Genomic DNA, 17,995 nt, shown 5'->3' on the forward strand with positions numbered 1-17,995 from the left:
TGAGGAGACGGACTTAGCCGGCGTCGTCGATGACGACCTCGAGGCCGAAGACTTGCTCGAAGAGGTCGCCCTTCGAGGCCATGGCGAGGCGTTCGACGGCGGCATCCGTCACGCCGGGGAGGACGAGGCGCAAGCGGCGATCGTCACGGCGGATGACGATTTCGTGGACGCGCTGGTCGTGGGTGCGCTCGAGGGCATCCGCCACGCGGAGCAGGGCGGAGAGCTTCGAGACGCGGATGCGGTCCACGGTATCGAGATCGCGGTAGTTCGGGTGATCGATGCGCGGGCCGGAGTGGCGGTGGTAGCGCGAGATCATGGCGACCATGGTGATGTCCTGGCGATCAAGCCCGAAGATCTCGCTATTCAGGATGATGTACTCCGAGTGCTTGTGGTGGGCGCGCGGGCTGACGAAGGTGCCGACCTCATGCAGGATGGCGGCGACCTGCAGCAGCATGGCATCGTGCTTGGTCATGCCGTGGAGCTGCTGCAGCTCGGAAAAGAGGTGCTGGCAGATCTTCGCGACGTGCTCACCGTGGCGCGGATCCGATTGGTAGCGGAGCGCGAGGATGCGGGCGGAGCGGAGCACCTCCTGATCGAGGGTGCCGACGAGGCTGCCGGATACGAGCAGGTCCTGCAGGATGCCCTGCTCGTAATCGCTGGAGGGGATGTGGACTTCCTTCAGGCCGAAGTTCTCGGCGATGGCGAGATTCGTCTCCAGCGCGGGGAGGAGGGCCTCCGCGGTCTGGTAATCGATCTGATAGCGGGTGACCAGATCGAGATCGCTCATCTGGGCGGCTTCCAGCGTGGTCTTCTTGAGCGACTTGAGCGAGTGGGCGCCGGCGCCCTTCGAGAGATAGCGGGCGATCTGTTGGATCTCGTAGCCGATCACGACCAGGGCATCGAGTTCGACGTCATGATAGTCGAACTTCATCTGGGCGAGATTACCGCTGGTGTGCTCGCGGATGACGCGGAGCATGGCGGCGCCCTCCGCGTGCGTGCCATCGGTGGCCTCGCGGGTGCGGTGGGTGCCGAGACGGTAGCTGGTGTAGCGGGTGATGGCACCCTCCTGGAAGAGCAGGGCGCGGGTATTCCCGGGGCCGACGTGGACAACCAAGGTGCAGCGGCGCTTCATGGCCGGGGTGTCTTTCAGGCGGCGGCGGGTCTTCAGATAGATCAGGCGGGTCATCTCGCCGTCATCGATCGGGTTGATCGAGAGGCCGCAGGCGATGCGGATGCGGTTGAGGAAGACGTCGTAGTTGGTCGCCTCGATCAGGATATTGGTGGCGACGGCGCGGGTAATGTTATGTCCATCCGCGCCGTATTCGGCGAGGGCGTCCTGATAGTCCTCGAGGATGGAGACGATGCGCTCGGTGGTCTCCGCGCTGACCTTGCCGTGGCGGAAGACATCGCGGGCCAAGGGGGCGGGCTGCTCGAGGAAATCCACGGCGCGGTGGGAGCCATTCGGCAGGACCTCCGCGACGAGCAGAGAGACGGAACTGGCCCCGACGTGAATCGCGGTGACGAGCGATCCGGTGGCGTCGGCAGTCGAGGCGGAAGACATCGGCCAAAGACAGCGCGGGAGCAGCGGCCTTTCAATGACGAATGTGTGACGGTGAAAGAACACGGGAGTCCATGCTTGCCATGACGAGGGCCTGCGGATGACCATGGGCCGCGATGAAAATCGGCGAATCCATCAAGCGGTACCGGGTGAAACCCGGAGACAAGGTGGACCTCGCCGCGTGGGATGCCGGCGATTGCTCGCTTTTCAGCGGTGGCAAGATCGAGTCCCAGACGGTTTTCGACGAGCTGCGGGACGAGTTGCAGGCGCTGCAGAAGGTGCTCTATGCGCAGAACAAGCACCGCGTGCTGATCGTGCTGCAGGCGATGGACACCGGCGGCAAGGACGGGTGCGTGAAGCATGTCTTCTCCCGGGTGGATCCGCAGGGGGTGAACGTGAAGGCCTTCAAGAAGCCGAGCGAGGAGGAGCTGGCCCACGATTTCCTGTGGCGGGTGCATCCGCATGTGCCGGGGAACGGCCAGATCGTGATCTTCAACCGCAGCCACTACGAGGACATCCTGGCGGTGCGGGTGAAGAAGCTCTTCGGCGACGAGGTGTGGAAGCGGCGTTACCGGCACGTGACGGACTTCGAGCGGATGCTGGCGGAGGAGGGGACGACGATCATCAAGATGTTCCTGCAGATCTCGAAGGACGAGCAGAAGCGCCGGCTGGAATCCCGGCTGGCGAATCCGGCGAAGCACTGGAAGCTCAACCCGGACGACATGTCCGACCGCGCGCGCTGGAGTGAATTCCAGAAGGCGTATGAGGATCTGATCGAGAAGACGAGCACGGACCAAGCGCCGTGGTACATCATCCCGGGCGACCGGAAGTGGTACCGCAACCTGGTGGTGGCGCGGATCATGGTGGATACGCTGCGGGGGCTGCGGATGGATTACCCGAAGCCGGACTGGGATCCCGCCTCCGTGAAGATCGTTTGAGAATGAGGCTACACCTGTTAGCTCCGGTGATCTGCGTGGCGGTTCTCTCCGCTTGCGGAACGGGCGAGAAGGAGAAGAAGGAGCCCGAGCAGCTCGATCCGTATCGCTCGCTGATGTCCGAGCGGGTCAACGCGGTGATCTACTCGGGCAAGCGGCCGGCGAAGGTGATGGAGGAGCTGGGGCTGCTCGGGATCGCTCCCGGCAAGGACTTCGAAGAGTTCAAGGAAGAGAGCAAAATCGACGACTGGTTCACGACGGAGGAACACCCGATCGGGCCGGTACGATACACCTCCCTGACCTGCGGGCTTTCCCCGGTGGTGGATGAAGAGGGGGAAATGGTCCGCTTCTACCGGAACCGGAAATTGATCGAGGGTGAGATGCAGCCGGAGATCTTCCTGGGGCCTGGGGACGAGTAAGATAAGGGAGGTCGGAGGGGCGCTCCGGGCGGTATAAGTTACCCGGAAATCGCGGATCTAACCCAAACCCGCTTTTTCTTAATCCCAAAGAGACGCGATATTTCGCGAAATCTTCCAAATTGGGGTGATCTGTAAGTCGCTCATTTTGAGTGCTTTCATCGGTTCCTATAGGTACACATAGGTATCCATTCCCCACGTGATTCGATAAGGGTTCAGCATCCGCCGGAAAGTACCGGGGGAGAAAGCCCATGAAACTCCAGACATACGACACGTGCTACCACGAAGCATCGGTCCCGGACTGCCCGGATGCCGTGCTGCCGATCGAGCCGGACGCCATGTGCCCGCTGGCGGATGAAGAAGATTTCCCGGGAATCGCCAAGGTGATCCGGACCATCCGCGAGGAGTATTCCCGTCCGCTCTCGGTGACAACGCTGGCGCGCGAGTGCGGGATGTCCGTGCGCTCGCTGCACCGGGCCTACCGCGCGGTGACGGGGAACACGGTGGGGCGTGACCTGCTGAACCGCCGGATCGAGGCGGCTGCGGACATGCTGCGCGAGGACGACATCAAGCTGGAGCCCGTGGCCATGGAGACGGGACTGCGCAATGCGAAGAATCTCTGCCGACTTTTCAAAGAACACTTCGGGCTGACGCCCGGGCAATGGAAGGACTCCTTCCAACGCAACTGCGCTCGTAGCGCCTGAGCGGTTCTTCACCCAAACCCAAACAATGAAGAATCCTCAAGTTAGCCGAGCCAATCATTCTCCGCGCCCCGCCATCAGGGCAGGAGCGGGCGCCGCGCGGTCGGGTTTTCCGCGCGGTGCCCGGCTCTTTCAACGTGGCTTCGCTTTGATCATCACACTGTCCTTGATGGTGTTGATCACGTTGCTCTCCGTGGGCCTGCTCGGGCTCTCGTCGGTCTCGCTGCGGACCGGATCGCGCGATGACGCAGCGGCCCGCGCGAGGGCGAATGCGCGGATGTCGCTGGCCTTGGCGCTGGGGAATCTGCAGCGGCAGGCCGGGCTGGACACCCGCGTGACCGCACGTGCCGACATCCTCGACGATGGCAATCCGCCGGTGCTCGGCGTCTGGAAGAGCTGGGAGGGTGCGGACCATGACAACCAGGGACGCCCGATCTCGCCGGGCAATTATGAGTCGGCGAAGGAAGGCCGTTTCCAAGCATGGATGATCTCCGGAAACCAGGAGACGCTGCCGGATACCTCCGCGCGCAAGGGTAGTGTGGCACTGGTCGGCCCGGAAACCGTGGGCAGCGGATCGGGGCGCTCGGACTATGAGATTCACCTGGAGCCGGTGGAGATCGACGAAGGCATGAACGACGGTGCCATCGCATGGTGGATTGGCGGCGAGAACCAGAAGGCGCGTCTGCCCAAGCCATTCCGGCCGGAGAACGACAGCGCGGCGGGTTGGTCGGCGCTGGCCAAGTCGCACTCGATTGCGGATCCCAAGATGTTCCGGATGGAGAGCCTGATCAGCGAGCCGACCCTCGCGAACAAGGTAGTGACGCATCAGCTGGGCGACTTCGTGGGGGAGAAGCAGGACCTCGCGGTCTCGAAGGAGTTCTTCCACGATCTGTCCACTTCCTCGGTGGGCCTGCTGACCAACACGGCGACCGGCGGCTGGCGCAAGGACTTCTCGTTGCTGACGGAGAACTGGAGCTCGGTGGCGAACTCGAACCTGCCCTTCTTCCGTCAGAAGCCGGATCGGGACATCATGTTCACGAAGCCGACGGGCAGCAATGCCTACCCGGCGAAGTCGATGCTGTATCCTTGGTCCAGCTATCGGGGTAGCAATCAGATCCCGATCTATCGCCACGGGGCGGTGAGCTCGTGGGAGAATCTCAAGGATTGGGCCACGGCTTACAAGCGGATCACTGCCACATCGAGCGGGCGGAACCGTATCGCCGCGAGCTCCTTCGCGATCGACGGGGATGCTTACAACTTCATCCACAAGGTACGGGTTCTGCCAGTGGTGGCACGGGTGCAGTGGGTCTTCTCCCACTACGCAGGCCCGCCGACCGGGATGACGCCGGCGCCTCCGGCCGGCTATGTGCAGCCTCGTCTGCTGCTGACTCCGGTAATCACCCTGTGGAACCCGTATAGCGTCGAGGTCCAAGGGCCGGCGGTGACCTTCACCCTGAACAAGCCGATCCCTGCGGCGCTGCGCTACACGGTCAACGGGACGACGGGCGCGACTTACAACAGCCTTTTCGCGGGCAGCACGAACAATCAGCCGCCGATGAGCACGGCGACGCAGATGCGCTACCAGATCGCATCGCCCGGTTCCTTCAAGCCGGGGGAAACCCGGATCTTCAGCCCGGGCAGCAACTCGTATCAGGCGGCGGACGCGGTGCTGCCGCTGCAGGCCGGCTATCGCGGCAACAAGGGCGGGCACTATGTGCCTCTCGTGGACGGTGCAGGGAAGCCGATCGCGGTTTCGCCGGGATCGACGATCAAGGCGGACGCGAAGTTCGACACGACTTATGATGATAGCGTGGACGGGCGGATCTCGCTCGGGGTGGGGATCTTCATGGACATGTTCGTGAACGGTTCGACCTCGCCGCACTTGGCCTACCGGATGACCTACACGCCGCAGATGGCATCGGTGGTGTATCCCGCGCTGCCGAACCTGGCTTCGGGCTCCCTTAGCACCGCGGCGAGCAACCCGGTGCCTTTCATGTCCGCGATCTTCGGTGCGCGCATGGCGAGCCGCACGCACATTCCGGCGAAGGGTTTTGTGCAGTCGAGTCCGCTGGTGAACTACACGGCGATGGGTACGAAGGACATCGTGGAAGACACGATCCGTCGCCACTATCTCGGCACGCGCCATCCGGTGAATTCGCCGTTCGACTATAGCTTCGTGGAGCACTCCGCGGGTGGTGACAGCTACTTGCCGAATGCGAGCAATACCTCGCAGCGCGGCTACATCGTGACCGGCTTCCTGGCAGGCGACGGGCTTTCGCGCTGCGTGATCGCAGACATCCCGGTGCGTCCGGTGCAGTCCTTGTGCGAGTTGCAGGGTTGGGACATGCGCTACGAGAATCCGGTGCCGCCGTTCGCCTTCAACCTGATCGGGAACAGCGATGCCTCGCCGCTGGTACCCGCCAGTGCGGTGGTCGATCCTTCCAACGCGAGCCTGGGTGACAACTTGCAGCACGATGATTCCTACTGCGCGAACCACATCCTGTTCGATGATTGGTTTGTTTCGTCGATCGCCCCGAATCCCACGGCTTACGGGACCTCCGGGAAGAGCATGCAGCAGAACTATACCGACTTCGTGAGCGAGGGGCTGCCCTTGGGCAACCGTGCTTACCGGCCGATCGCGGAGGATGCCTTCTATGCCGCCGGCAAGACCGCGAATGCCACGGAGCTCTTCAACGATCATGTGAGAAGCTCGAATGCATGGAAGACGATTGCTTCGCGCCTGGAGGTGGAGGGGATGTTCAACGTCAACTCGACTTCAGTGGTCGCTTGGCAGGCCCTTCTCGGCCATGCCCGGAAGCAGAAGGTCGCGCACATCCAGGAGTCGGGCACGGCATGGAGCGTGGATACCTCGGGAGACACCGATCACAATGTCAGCCGCTTCAGCATCGCGGGCGATGTGGAGGCGGGCAAGCCGGGTTCATCCGGAGCGTTTGCAGGTGCTTCCGAGTTCACCGGCTACCGGGTGCTGAGCGATGCCCAGATCGAGAATCTGGCGAAGGAGATTGTGAATCAGGTCCGCGTCCGCGGCCCCTTCCTCTCGCTTTCCGAGTTCATCAACCGGCAGCTTTCCTCCGGCGATCTTGCGTTGGCCGGTGCGGTGCAAACCGCATTGAACCGGATGGCGGAGAGCGGGGCGGGCAATCCTTACTCGGCGATCCAGAGCTTGTCGAAGGATGCACCGAGCTTGCCCGCGAATGCTTCCGAAGCGGAATACCGTTTCCCGGCTGCGGCAGCAGGGGAGAGTGCATTCGGCCTGCCCGGTTGGATCCGTCAGGCGGACCTGCTCCGTCCCATCGCGCCGATCCTCTCGGCGCGGGACGATACCTTCGTGATCCGTGCGCACGGCGATGCGCGGGATGAAGACGGCAGGGTTCTGGCGCGTGCCGTGTGCGAGGCGGTGGTGAGCCGGACCCGGGATTTCGTCGATCCCTTGGACAATCCGGACATCACCACGCTGCCGACATCCCCGGTGAACAAGGTCTTCGGCCGCCGGTTCGAAATTACAAGCTTCCGCTGGCTTAGTCCGTCGGAGATCTGACATGTTACCTTCATGCGAGTGATTCTTCTGTTTTTGATCGGCCTCCTTCCTCTTGCATCCAACGCCCAGGATACCGCGCGGCGGACTTGCCGCCTGCTAATGCTAGGCGAGCGGGGAACCGTTCCCGAACCGCTCTACCTCCACGATGGCAAGACCGCCCGTCAGGTGGAGACGCCGCGCATGAATCTCTCGACGCCCTACGAGATGCCTGCGGGGGCGCTGACACTGCGCATGCTCACGGCACCTCCGGCGGAGGGCCAGCCGGTCAATCCGGCAGCTCCCTCGGCCGCAGTGGCAGAGGGCATCGGTTCCTTCTACCTCTTGGTCACTGCCGATCCCTCGAACAAGGTGACGCCGGTGCGCATGCAGGTGATCGATGCCAGCGCCGATCGTTTCAAAGCAGGGCAGATGCTTTGGTACAACCTCACCGCAACCGATGTCGGTGGTGACGTGGGAACACAGAAGCTGGCGGTGAAGGCACGCTCGAAAGTGACCATCGATCCGCCTGCGACTGCTGCGGAGGACTACAACGTGAAGCTCTCCTACCGCGGTGCGAACAACACCGCCCAACCGATCTGCGAGACCCGCTGGCAGCATGATCCGCGGGCCCGCACCGTTCTGTTCGTCGTGAACGAACCCGGCGTTCCCATTCCCCGTATCTTCGCCTTTCCGGACAATCCTTCCGACGGGAAGCAAGCCGAGGGAAAGAATCCGTAATGCTGTTCGTTCTGTTGCCACTATCAAATGCACGCCCTCGTTCCACCTATCGTCTCTTCTCTCCTCCTCGTTTCCGGCGCGGCCGTAGCCGGTGCGCAGGAGTGGAAACCTCTTTTCAATGGCAAGGATCTCTCCGGTTGGTCAGGTGATACCCGGCTGTGGCGCGTCGAAGGCGACACGCTGGTGGGTGAAACCGATGACGGCGCCCGCAAGGTGGGTGCCAATACTTTCCTGATCTGGAAGGGCGGCGAGCCCGCGGACTTCGAGATCGAGTACAAGGCCCGCGTGACCGGACAGAACAACTCCGGGCTCCAGTACCGCAGCAAGGTGATGGATGCCGGGCAATGGAAGGTCGGCGGCTACCAGATGGATCTCCATCCCGATGCGAAGTACCTCGGCATGCTCTATGAAGAGCAAGGTCGCGGGATCGCGTGCGAGAGCGGGCAGAAGGTCGAGCTCGCCGCGACGCCGCAAGTCGTGGGCCAGTTCCAACGTCCGGCGACCACGCTTTCCGATTGGAACACCTACAAGGTGATCGCGGTGGGTGATACGCTGCAGCACTTCGTCAATGGCAAGCAGATCGCCGAGATTCACGATACCGATGCCGCCCGCGCCGCGAAGAAGGGTGTGATCGCGCTGCAGCTTCACGCCGGACCGGCGATGAAGGCGGAGTTCAAGGACATCCGCATCCGTGCCGCCGCTCCCGGCAAGAAGACGGCCGCTGCCGCCGCGAAGACGCCGGAGCCGACGGTCAAGTGGATCTGGCAAAGCGACAAGCCGGGCAACGACCAGAAGGCCTTTTTCCGCCGTGAGTTTGAACTACCGCGCGACATCGTGTCCGCCACTGTCACGGTGAGCTGCGACAACTGGCAGCGGACCTGGGTGAATGGCAAGGATCTGGGCTGGACCAGCGAATGGGGCGTGCCAGCGAGCCACGATGTGGCCAAGCTGATCCGCCCGGGCGCGAGGAATGTGATCGCGGTGGAAGGCCGCAATCAGGATGGCAGTGCCGGCATGGCCCTGCGTTTCAGCGCCACGCTGAAGGACGGCCGGAAGATCTTCCTGGTGTCCGACGACAAGTGGCTGACGAGCTTGGAAGGTGCGCGCGGCTGGCAGGAGGAGCGCTTCACGGCGCGCAATTGGACACCTGCCGTCAGCGTGGGCACCATGGGTGGTCCGCCCTGGGGTGCGGTGATGGAGCCGGAAGGCAGCGACAACGGTGGAGCAACCGACATGAGCTCGGAGTTCACCTTGGCCGATGGTTTCCGTGTCGAGCGCCTCTACAAGGTTCCCGGCGTGCAAGGTTCATGGGTCGCCATGACCATGGATGACAAAGGCCGCCTGCTATGCTCCGACCAGTATGGAAAGATCTACCGCGTGGTGCCGCCGTCCGGGCCGGACGAGTCCACGGTTGTCACCCCGACCGCAATTCCCTTGAGCGGCGCGCATGGCCTGCTCTGGCACAACGGAGTGCTCTACGTCACGGTGAACGAAGGCGGCGACAGTGCCGGTGTCTATCGCGTCACCGATACCGACCGCGACGGCGAGCCGGACAAGGCCGAGCAGCTTCTGGCCGTAAACGGTCGCGGCGAGCACGGACCGCACGGTCTGGTGCCCTCGCCCGATGGCAAGTGGCTCTACTTCGTCGCCGGTAACTTCACCGATCTTCCCGAGATGGATTCCTCCCTGCCGGCGAAGGTCTGGCAGGAAGACCAACTCCTGCCGCGCCGTCCGGATGCGAAGGGCCACGCGCATGACCGCATGGCCCCCGGCGGCTGGGTTGCCCGGATGAACCTGGAAACTTCGAAGTGGCAGCTCTTCGCCATGGGCTTCCGGAACGCCTACGACATCGGCTTCAACTGGAAGGGCGATCTCTTCGCCTACGATTCGGACATGGAGTGGGACTTGGGCATGCCGTGGTATCGCCCGACCCGGATCTGCCATGTGGTTCCGGGTGCCGAGTTCGGCTGGCGCAACGGCAGCGGTGTCTGGCCCGACTACTATGAAGATAGTATGAGCTCCCAGATCGACATGGGTCCGGGATCTCCGACCGGAGTTCTTTCCGGAAAGGGCGCGAAATTCCCTGAGAAGTATCAGAAGGCCATCTACGCCTTCGACTGGACTTACGCCACCATCCACGCGATCCACCTCACGCCGGACGGTGCTGGCTACAAGGCGGAGCGCGAAGACTTCGTGGCCGGCAGCGGTTTGCCCGTCACGGATGGCGTGATCGGCAAGGATGGCGCGATGTATTTCCTGACCGGCGGCCGCCGCACGGCATCCTCGCTCTGGCGCGTGACCTACGATGGCAGCGAGTCCACCGCTCCCGTGACCTTCGAAGCCAAGCCGCTTGAACTGGCTGACAAGGCCGGGGCTTGGGAAGGCATGGGCGCGCCGGACCGCTTGACCCGCTATGAATCCCGCCTCGCGGTGGAAGCCGCGGGAGCCTCGGTCATCGCCAAGGAACTCGCCCGCGAGAGCGATCCGTGGCGCGTGATCCAAGGATCTCTGGCTCTCGCCCGCACCGGAACCTCCTCACAGCGCAAGCTGATCCTGGATACCTTGGGCGGGCTCGACTGGGCCAAGCTCGACAAGCAGCAGCAACTCAACTGGCTGCGCGCCGTTGGCCTTGTTTTTGCCCGTCACGGTCAGCCCTCCGATCCGGAGCGTTCCGCCGTGCTGGGCAAGATCGATTCGTCCTTCCCGGCGAATGATGCCGAGTTGAACCGCGAGCTGTGCCGGATGCTCGGCTATCTCCAAGCACCGGGCATCGTCGGCCGCACGCTGGCGCTGATGGATACCACCGGTCCCGCCCCGGCTCCGGATTGGCTGGCTGTCGCGAAGCGGAACACCAACTACGGTGCCACCGTGGAGCGCATGGTCTCCAACTTGCCGCCCGCCCAGATCATCCATTACATCAACTGCCTGCGTGTGGTGAAGGGCCCTTGGCCCGAGGACGAGCGGAAGCGCTACTTCGCATGGTTCGACCGTCTGCTCGAGAAGAGCGGTGGTGAAAGCTATGCCGGATTCATCAAGGATCTCCGCAACCAGGCGCTCGCCACCAGCACCTCGGAAGAGCGTGCATGGATCGAGAAGCTGTCTCCGGCGGTGATCCCGCATCCGCTGGCCAATCTGCCACCCGTAAAGGGCCCGGGCCGCGAGTGGACGATCAACGAGATCGAGAAGCTGGCGAACGAAGGCTTGGCCGGTCGTGACAAGGAGAACGGCCGCAAGATGTATCAGGCTTCGCTCTGCGCCGCCTGTCACCGTTTTGGTGGCGAGGGTGGCTCCGCCGGTCCGGACCTCACCGCGGTGGGCGGTCGCTTCAGTGTGCGCGATCTCGCGGAAGCGATCTTGGAACCGAGCAAGGTGGTGTCCGACCAATACGCCTTTGACACGATCATCAAGCACGACGGCTCACAGGTGGTCGGCAAGTTGATCGAGGAAAAGGATGAACACTGGATCGTTGCCACCAGTCCCTTCGACTTCAGCGCCACGATGGAAATCGAGCGCAACCAGATCAAGGACATCAAGCCCTCCCCGATCTCGCCGATGCCGGCGGCGTTGGTGAACCGGCTGAACCCGGATGAATTGAAAGACCTGCTGGCTTACCTGCTGGGTAAGTAAGACTGCGCCAGATTGATGCGATGAAAGCGGTTGTGACAGGAGCGGCGGAAGCGCGTCCCCGGGTTCTCCGGGCCCGGACGCCTCTCCTTTCCATCCTCATGGCTACGGCCCCGCTCGCCGGGGCCGTGGACTTCGCCCACCAAGTGGTCCCGGTCCTGCGCGAGCACTGTGGCAAATGCCACATGGGCGATGCGAAGAAGGGCGGCTTCTCGATGAACACCCGCGAGGCTTTGCTCGCGGGATCGGAGAACGGAGCCGTCCTCGAGCCGGGCAAGGCCGGGGACAGCCTCTTCATTGAAGTCCTCGAGTCGGACGACAAGAGCGACCGCATGCCGCCGAAGGGGGCGCGCGTGCCGGAGGATCAGATCGATGTCCTGCGCGAGTGGATCGACGGCGGCTTGGCATGGGAGCCGGGCTTCACCTTCGGGAAAGACGCCTACGAGCCACCGCTCAAGCCCCGCCGCCCGGAACTGCCCCCGGTCGTCGGCGGACGGAATCATCCCGTCGACCGGATCATCGACGCCTATTTCCAGCAGAACAAGATCACCCGCCCCGGAGCTCTGGACGATGCCGCATTCATCCGCCGGTTGACCCTGGACCTCACCGGGCTACTGCCCGCGCCGGAGCAGGTGGATGCCTTCGTGGCGGACAAGTCGCCGGGCAAACGCGACCGCGCGATCACCGAGATCCTTTCACGCGACACGGACTACGCGGAACATTGGCTCAGCTTTTGGAACGATCTTCTGCGGAACGACTATCAGGGAACCGGCTACATCGATGGCGGTCGCAAGCAGATCACCAAGTGGCTCTACCAATCGCTCGTCACCAACAAACCCTACGACGTCTTCGCGAGGGAGCTGCTGGCGCCGCCGAATGACGAGTCGCGCGGATTCATCGACGGGATCCAATGGCGTGGCAGTGTGAATGCGAGCCAAACCCGTGAGGTCCAGTTCTCGCAATCCATCTCCCAGACTTTCCTAGGTCTGAACATGAAGTGCGCTTCCTGCCACGATAGCTTCGTGGACCGCTGGAAGCTGGACGAGGCCTACGGTCTCGCCGCGATCTATTCCCAGGCACCGATCGAGATTGCCCGTTGCGACAAGCCGACCGGACGCATGGCCAAGCCCGGCTGGATCTTCCCGGAACTCGGCGAGGTGGATGCGAATGCTCCGCAGCCCGAGCGGCTGAAGCAGCTCGCCAACCTGATGACGCATCCGGACAACGGTCGCTTCACGCGCACGATCGTGAACCGTCTGTGGCACCGGCTCATGGGGCGCGGCATCGTGCACCCGGTGGATGCCATGGACACGCCGCCGTGGAGCGAGGATCTGCTCGACTATCTGGCCGTGCGTTTCGCCGAAGATGGCTACGATCTCAAGAAGGCCCTCGCGGTCATCGTTTCCTCCCAAGCTTATCAGGCGCAGAGCATCACCATAGCACAAGGCGACGACCCGGCGGTCTTCCGCGGCCCGCTGCCCAAGCGGATGAGTGCCGAGCAATTCGTGGATGCGGTCTGGATGCTGACGGGGACCGCACCTGACAAGACGGTCCCGGGAATCCCGCGTGAAGTTCCGGGCGGGGGAGGGGAACTGAATGCCAAGTGGGTCTGGTCCACGCCGTCAGCTTCCTCCGCGATGCCTGCGGGCGACATGATTTCGCTCGGCACCGAAGTTCTACTGGCGGCGGATCCGATTTCCGTGCGCGCCGTCTTCATCGCCGACAACGAAGCGGACATCTTCGTGAACGGGAAGCTGGTGGCCTCCGAGAAGAATCCGCCGGAGGGACCACGGGCCCGGAGTGTGGATTTGACTAATTTCCGCAGCGGCAGGAACTCCCTGATCGTCGTCGTTCGCAACGGCGGTGAAGGTCCGAATCCCGCTGGCTTCATCTTCGAAGCCCACGCGTTGCTGGCGAATGGCAGCAAGACCGTGATCGCCACGGGCGACTCATGGAAGTGGACTTCCAGCCTGCCTGATTCGCAGGGCCGCTTCAGCAAGGCGCCGCGCGATTGGCAACCGGCTGCCGAGGCTGCCTCGGCAGGAGTGTGGGATCGCTTCGTCACCGGTCTTGCCGCCGGTCTGGATGGCGAAAGCGGAAGTCCGATGGTCCGTGCTTCGCTGGTAAACTCCGATCTCCTGATGCGTGCGCTGGGACGGCCCAACCGCGAGCAGATCGTGAGCATGCGCCCGGACAATATCACCACGCTCGAAGCGATCGACCTCGCCAATGGTGAGGTGCTTGCCGCCCTGCTCAAACAGGGGGCGGACGGTCTGGATCGCAAGGCGATGCCGCCCGAGAAGCTGGTCGATTCCGTTTACATGCGTGCCTTGGGTCGCCGGCCCACGGCTCCGGAGAAGCAGGTGCTGGTGAAGGACATGGGTGTCCGCCCGTCCCGCCAAGCGATCGAAGACCTGCTCTGGATGGTGCTGCTGCTTCCCGAGTTCCAATTTGTCCGCTGATTCGGTCATGAATGATCCTTTCCTCTCCGAAGGCGCCAGGCGCCGCGCGTTCCTGAAAGCGATGTCCGCTTCCAGCCTGGCGGCCCTGATGTCGGGCGGTGCGCGCGCCTTGGCGTCGGAAGAGAAGATCGTTCACCCCGCAGCCAAGGCCGACTGCTGCATCCTGCTATGGATGGCGGGAGGAATGGCGGCACCGGAGACCTTCGATCCCAAGGCCTACCTCCCTTTCCGGAAGGGCGCGCCGGTGGATAAGATCCTCAGTACCTTCCCCGCGATCGATACCACGCTGGATGGAGTGAAGATCAGCGAAGGACTGGAGGAGATCGCCAAGCTGATGGACCGGGCCACCCTGATCCGTTCGCATGTCCAACCGGATCTGGGAAGTATCCTGCACTCGCGGCACCAATACCATTGGCATACCGGCTATGTCCCGCCCCAGACCGTGGCCGCGCCGCATATCGGGGCATGGATGGCGCGCACCTTGGGTCCGCGAAATCCGGTGATGCCGGCTTTCATCAATATCGGCCAGCGCCTGGAGGGCATCGGCGAGAGCGAGGAGCTCAAGGCATTCACCACTGCCGGTTTCTTCGGAGCGGAGTTCGGGCCCTTCAATTTGCCTTATCCCGATGAAGCGGCGCGCTCCGTGCGGCCGCCGGAGGGGATGGATCCGGGGCGATTCGGCAATCGCTACAAGCTCTACCGCAAGCTGGTGGATGCCCATCCGGACCGCGACTTCATGAGCGACTACCAGCAGGAGTCCATGCTCCGATCGCTGGAGAATGCGCATCGCCTGCTAGGCTCGAAGGAGAAGGAAGCCTTCGACCTGACCCGCGAGCCGAAGGAAGTGCTGGAAGCATATGGCCAAGGCCGGTTCGGCCGCGGCTGCCTGCTTGCCCGCCGTCTCGCCGAGTCCGGTGCGCGCTTCATCGAGGTGACCACGGAGTACATTCCGTTCATTCACTGGGACACGCATGAGAACGGTCATGAGACGGTCGCCAAGCTCAAGCAGGAGATCGACCGTCCGATCGCGCGACTGATCCGCGATCTCGAAGAACGGCGGATGCTCGACCGCACCCTTGTCATTATCGCGAGCGAGTTCAGCCGCGACATGATGATCGAGGGCGTACCGGGATCCGAAGCGAAGGACCAGGCGCGCGTGAAGTCCGAGACGCTGGAGAACATGACCCACTACGGCCTGCACCGCCATTTCACCGGCGGCTCTTCGGTAGTCATGTTCGGCGGCGGAACGAAGAAGGGTTACGTGCACGGTGCCACCGCCGACGAGCGCCCGCTGATCGCGGTGAAGGATCCCGTCAGCATCACCGATCTTCACGCTACGATCTTTACCGCCATGGGCATCAGCCCGAAGACAGTTTACGATGTCGAGAAGCGTCCCTTCTATGCCACGGAAGATGGCAAGGGGCGCTCCGTCGATTCCATGTTTGCCTAGGGTTCGGTTCCTTTCGGCAGGGCCGAAAATTGGCACGATCTTGGAACCTTATTTCGCGGTGTCGCCGTGACGAATGTGTCACAGATGATGCTGATCGATTCCTAGGAATCCTCCCCCGGTGCGGATGAACCCAGAACATCCGTTATCCTGAGCCCAAGATACCCCAAACCCAATGAAATCCCGTCTCCAGGCCATCCTATTGGCAAGTCTGGCAACGCCCGTGGCGTCTGCACAAACCACCCTGTTCAGTGATAATTTCACTGTCGCGAACACGACTAACTTCGATGCTGCGGCATTGACCGGCCGTCGCACAGGCCTGCTCTCGGAGGAGGTCTTTGTCCGTTCGGCCTTAGTGCAGCAGCACATCCAAGACAACCAGCTCCGCTTCGCCGGTGGCGGCCGCGTGCGCTTCCAAAATTCCAGTGGCTGGTACAACTGGGCAACCGGAGCTTCCTTGGCCCCGATCACCACTGCGGGTGGAGTCCGGGTCAGCTTCGACTGGATCCCGGTCAACAACACCAGCACGAACTGGATCTCATTCGATGTCGGCTTTTCTTCTGGATCGGGAGAGCCCAACCCGCGGGTTAACCATCCCGAAACGGATTACGGTATCCTGTTCCGCCATAACGGCGCCACCGAGCGCTTCGACAACGGCACGAACAAGGGGCCGGGTGGGAGCTTCACCAATGTGCTGACCAACCGCCACGTGGTGATCGATTATGTGTTTCCGGATTTCAATGATTCCTCCACTGTGAAGGTGCGGGCCTCGGTGAACGGCACCGTGGTCACGACCAGCACGATCGAAGGAGTGTTGCGCCCGTACGAGCTCTTCACCTGGGCGAACAATGCCGGCGGCCTGTTCATGGAACTGGGCACGAACGAGGCCGGGCAACTAATCGACAATTACACGGTGTCGACGGTGCCGGTGGAGTATTCGGTACAGCTTGCGAGCGGATCGTTCATCTCGGGCCTCGATCCGGGAGAATTGGTGTCCAACTTGATCGGCACGACCTTTGCGAAAGGTGACGAGCCTTCGACTTTCACTTTCGTGGCGGGAGAAGGAGACGCCGACAACGGCAAGTTCGTGATCGATGGCCAGAGTATCGAGCGGGGCGCATACGACTTCACCGGCGATTCGAATGGCGCCACCTACAACATCCGGGTGCAAGGAACGGGCACCGTCACGGGTGGAACCGCGCAGGTGGCACTGGTGCTGACCTTGATCAATGACGACGACGCCGACGGGCTCGTGGATGACTGGGAGCTGGAGTTTGCCGGCAATCTCACCGATCTGAACGGACTGGCTACGGGCCCTGGCCCCGGAGCGGGTAGCGGCGACTTCGACAACGACGGCATTTCGGACCTTGAGGAGTTCGAGTATAGCAACGGCGCGTTTCCGGATATCAATCCGGTCCTTGCCGATACCGATGGCGATACCTTGAAGGACAATGAAGAGATCGCCGGGGCCGGACTGCGTCCTCCCACGAATCCGACCTTGGCCGATACGGACAAGGACGGCCTCAGCGATCTCGTTGAAACCAGCCTCACGGCCTACACCAGCCCGACGGATACGGGTTCCAATCCGATCGACCCCGATACCGATCTGGATGGCGCGCGCGATGGATTCGAAGTGGACCAAGGTACTGATCCTTGCATGGCCAGCTCGCGTCCGGCCCTGCCTGCCGGATTTGCGGTGGTGCGGGTGACGGATGATCTGAGCACGGGGATCGATGTCTCGAAGTACTACACGCACAAGATTAGCGGTGGTGGAGCGGCCACGATCAACGATGTGGAATTGCAAGGGATGACGATGGGCAATTTCCCGCCCAACTTCAGCTGGAGCATTTCGAGCGGGGGCGCGGGCGCGATTGCTCCGGTGAACAACGGTGACTGGAACCCGGTGGCGGGTGAAGTGACCGGCGGAGGCCTGCTGACCATGCTCGGTGGCTTCACTTACGCGAACAACGGAGACCCGGGTGTGGTGCAAACCTACACGCTGAGCGGCTTGATCCCGGGCGAGAGCTATCAACTGCGGCTCTTCATCCGGAAGTGGGATACCGAAGCTACCGGTCGCCCGAACGACCTGACGTTTATCAACGGCTCGACCGAAGTGACGCCCTTCCAAGGTCTGCTTGAGGACCGTCCCGGAACCGTCTTGAGCACCGGCAACGATGATCACGCCTATTGCCTCGTCTACAACTACGTAGCGGAGACGAACCAACTGGTAATCGAGGCCAGCCCTCACGCCAGTTCGATCGTTGCGAGCGGCTCCTTCCACCTCTACGGGCTGACGAATGAAGGCTTGTCCGGAGCTCCGGCGGTCCTCGCCGTGACATCGGTGGTACGCCAAGGTTCGGGTGCGGTGGAGATCAACTTCCTCGGGGCTGCCAACACCGAATATCAGGTGACCAAGTCGGCCAACTTGTCGGATACGTTCGTTCCGCTTGTCCCGCCGCTCACGGTGACCACGGATGGCTCGGGCTTGGGCCAAGTCACGGTGCCGGCAGCTGAAGCGAGCGAGGCACGGGAGTTCTATCGGGTCGAAGACTGATTCTTCGGTTGAGCCGCATCGG

General features: G+C 62.7%; 10 protein-coding genes. 9 read left to right on the forward strand and 1 reads right to left on the reverse strand.

What is annotated here, in order from left to right:
• Window positions 1–13 precede the first annotated feature (13 nt).
• Window positions 14–1,561 (reverse strand): Ppx/GppA phosphatase family protein, encoded by a 1,548-nt coding sequence (locus tag OJ996_RS13145; RefSeq protein ID WP_264514061.1) that lies wholly within the window; start codon window positions 1,559–1,561, stop codon window positions 14–16.
• 113 nt (window positions 1,562–1,674) lie between these two features.
• Between OJ996_RS13145 and OJ996_RS13150 the strand changes: the two genes are divergently transcribed.
• The 9 genes from OJ996_RS13150 to OJ996_RS13190 all read left to right on the forward strand — a co-directional run bounded on the left by OJ996_RS13150 (window position 1,675) and on the right by OJ996_RS13190 (window position 17,973).
• The gene (locus tag OJ996_RS13150; RefSeq protein WP_264514062.1) at window positions 1,675–2,496 is read left to right on the forward strand and encodes a polyphosphate kinase 2 family protein; all 822 of its coding nucleotides are present in this window, start codon (window positions 1,675–1,677) and stop codon (window positions 2,494–2,496) included.
• Between the two features lie 2 nt (window positions 2,497–2,498).
• Entirely contained in the window at window positions 2,499–2,912 is a 414-nt protein-coding gene (locus OJ996_RS13155; RefSeq protein WP_264514063.1) for a hypothetical protein, read from the forward strand.
• 248 nt (window positions 2,913–3,160) lie between these two features.
• Window positions 3,161–3,613, forward strand: coding sequence for a helix-turn-helix domain-containing protein (locus OJ996_RS13160; RefSeq protein WP_264514064.1), 453 nt, complete (start codon window positions 3,161–3,163; stop codon window positions 3,611–3,613).
• A 166-nt stretch (window positions 3,614–3,779) separates the two neighbouring features.
• Window positions 3,780–7,169, forward strand: coding sequence for a hypothetical protein (locus OJ996_RS13165; RefSeq protein WP_264514065.1), 3,390 nt, complete (start codon window positions 3,780–3,782; stop codon window positions 7,167–7,169).
• 12 nt (window positions 7,170–7,181) lie between these two features.
• A complete protein-coding gene (locus OJ996_RS13170; protein ID WP_264514066.1) occupies window positions 7,182–7,886 on the forward strand; it encodes a hypothetical protein in 705 nt (234 codons plus the stop codon).
• A gap of 27 nt (window positions 7,887–7,913) precedes the next feature.
• Complete coding sequence (locus OJ996_RS13175) at window positions 7,914–11,513, forward strand: 3-keto-alpha-glucoside-1,2-lyase-like domain-containing protein (protein ID WP_264514067.1); 3,600 nt, start codon at window positions 7,914–7,916, stop codon at window positions 11,511–11,513.
• A gap of 98 nt (window positions 11,514–11,611) precedes the next feature.
• Window positions 11,612–13,972 (forward strand): DUF1549 domain-containing protein, encoded by a 2,361-nt coding sequence (locus tag OJ996_RS13180; protein WP_264514068.1) that lies wholly within the window; start codon window positions 11,612–11,614, stop codon window positions 13,970–13,972.
• Between the two features lie 61 nt (window positions 13,973–14,033).
• Window positions 14,034–15,422 carry a DUF1501 domain-containing protein gene (locus OJ996_RS13185; RefSeq protein WP_264514069.1) on the forward strand — a complete coding sequence of 463 codons (1,389 nt, stop codon included), beginning with the start codon at window positions 14,034–14,036 and terminating at the stop codon, window positions 15,420–15,422.
• Window positions 15,423–15,594: 172 nt separating this feature from the next.
• Entirely contained in the window at window positions 15,595–17,973 is a 2,379-nt protein-coding gene (locus OJ996_RS13190) for a hypothetical protein (RefSeq protein ID WP_264514070.1), read from the forward strand.
• Window positions 17,974–17,995 lie beyond the last annotated feature (22 nt).

The organism is Luteolibacter rhizosphaerae (genome assembly GCF_025950095.1).
Classification (GTDB): Bacteria; Verrucomicrobiota; Verrucomicrobiia; order Verrucomicrobiales; family Akkermansiaceae; genus Haloferula; species Haloferula rhizosphaerae.

Coding starts and splice junctions, on each gene's coding strand:
- OJ996_RS13145 (WP_264514061.1), bottom strand. CDS start 1,561: ATGTCTTCCGCCTCGACTGCCGACGCCACCGGATCGCTCGTCACCGCG.
- OJ996_RS13150 (WP_264514062.1), top strand. CDS start 1,675: ATGAAAATCGGCGAATCCATCAAGCGGTACCGGGTGAAACCCGGAGAC.
- OJ996_RS13155 (WP_264514063.1), top strand. CDS start 2,499: ATGAGGCTACACCTGTTAGCTCCGGTGATCTGCGTGGCGGTTCTCTCC.
- OJ996_RS13160 (WP_264514064.1), top strand. CDS start 3,161: ATGAAACTCCAGACATACGACACGTGCTACCACGAAGCATCGGTCCCG.
- OJ996_RS13165 (WP_264514065.1), top strand. CDS start 3,780: ATGGTGTTGATCACGTTGCTCTCCGTGGGCCTGCTCGGGCTCTCGTCG.
- OJ996_RS13170 (WP_264514066.1), top strand. CDS start 7,182: ATGCGAGTGATTCTTCTGTTTTTGATCGGCCTCCTTCCTCTTGCATCC.
- OJ996_RS13175 (WP_264514067.1), top strand. CDS start 7,914: ATGCACGCCCTCGTTCCACCTATCGTCTCTTCTCTCCTCCTCGTTTCC.
- OJ996_RS13180 (WP_264514068.1), top strand. CDS start 11,612: ATGGCTACGGCCCCGCTCGCCGGGGCCGTGGACTTCGCCCACCAAGTG.
- OJ996_RS13185 (WP_264514069.1), top strand. CDS start 14,034: ATGTCCGCTTCCAGCCTGGCGGCCCTGATGTCGGGCGGTGCGCGCGCC.
- OJ996_RS13190 (WP_264514070.1), top strand. CDS start 15,595: ATGAAATCCCGTCTCCAGGCCATCCTATTGGCAAGTCTGGCAACGCCC.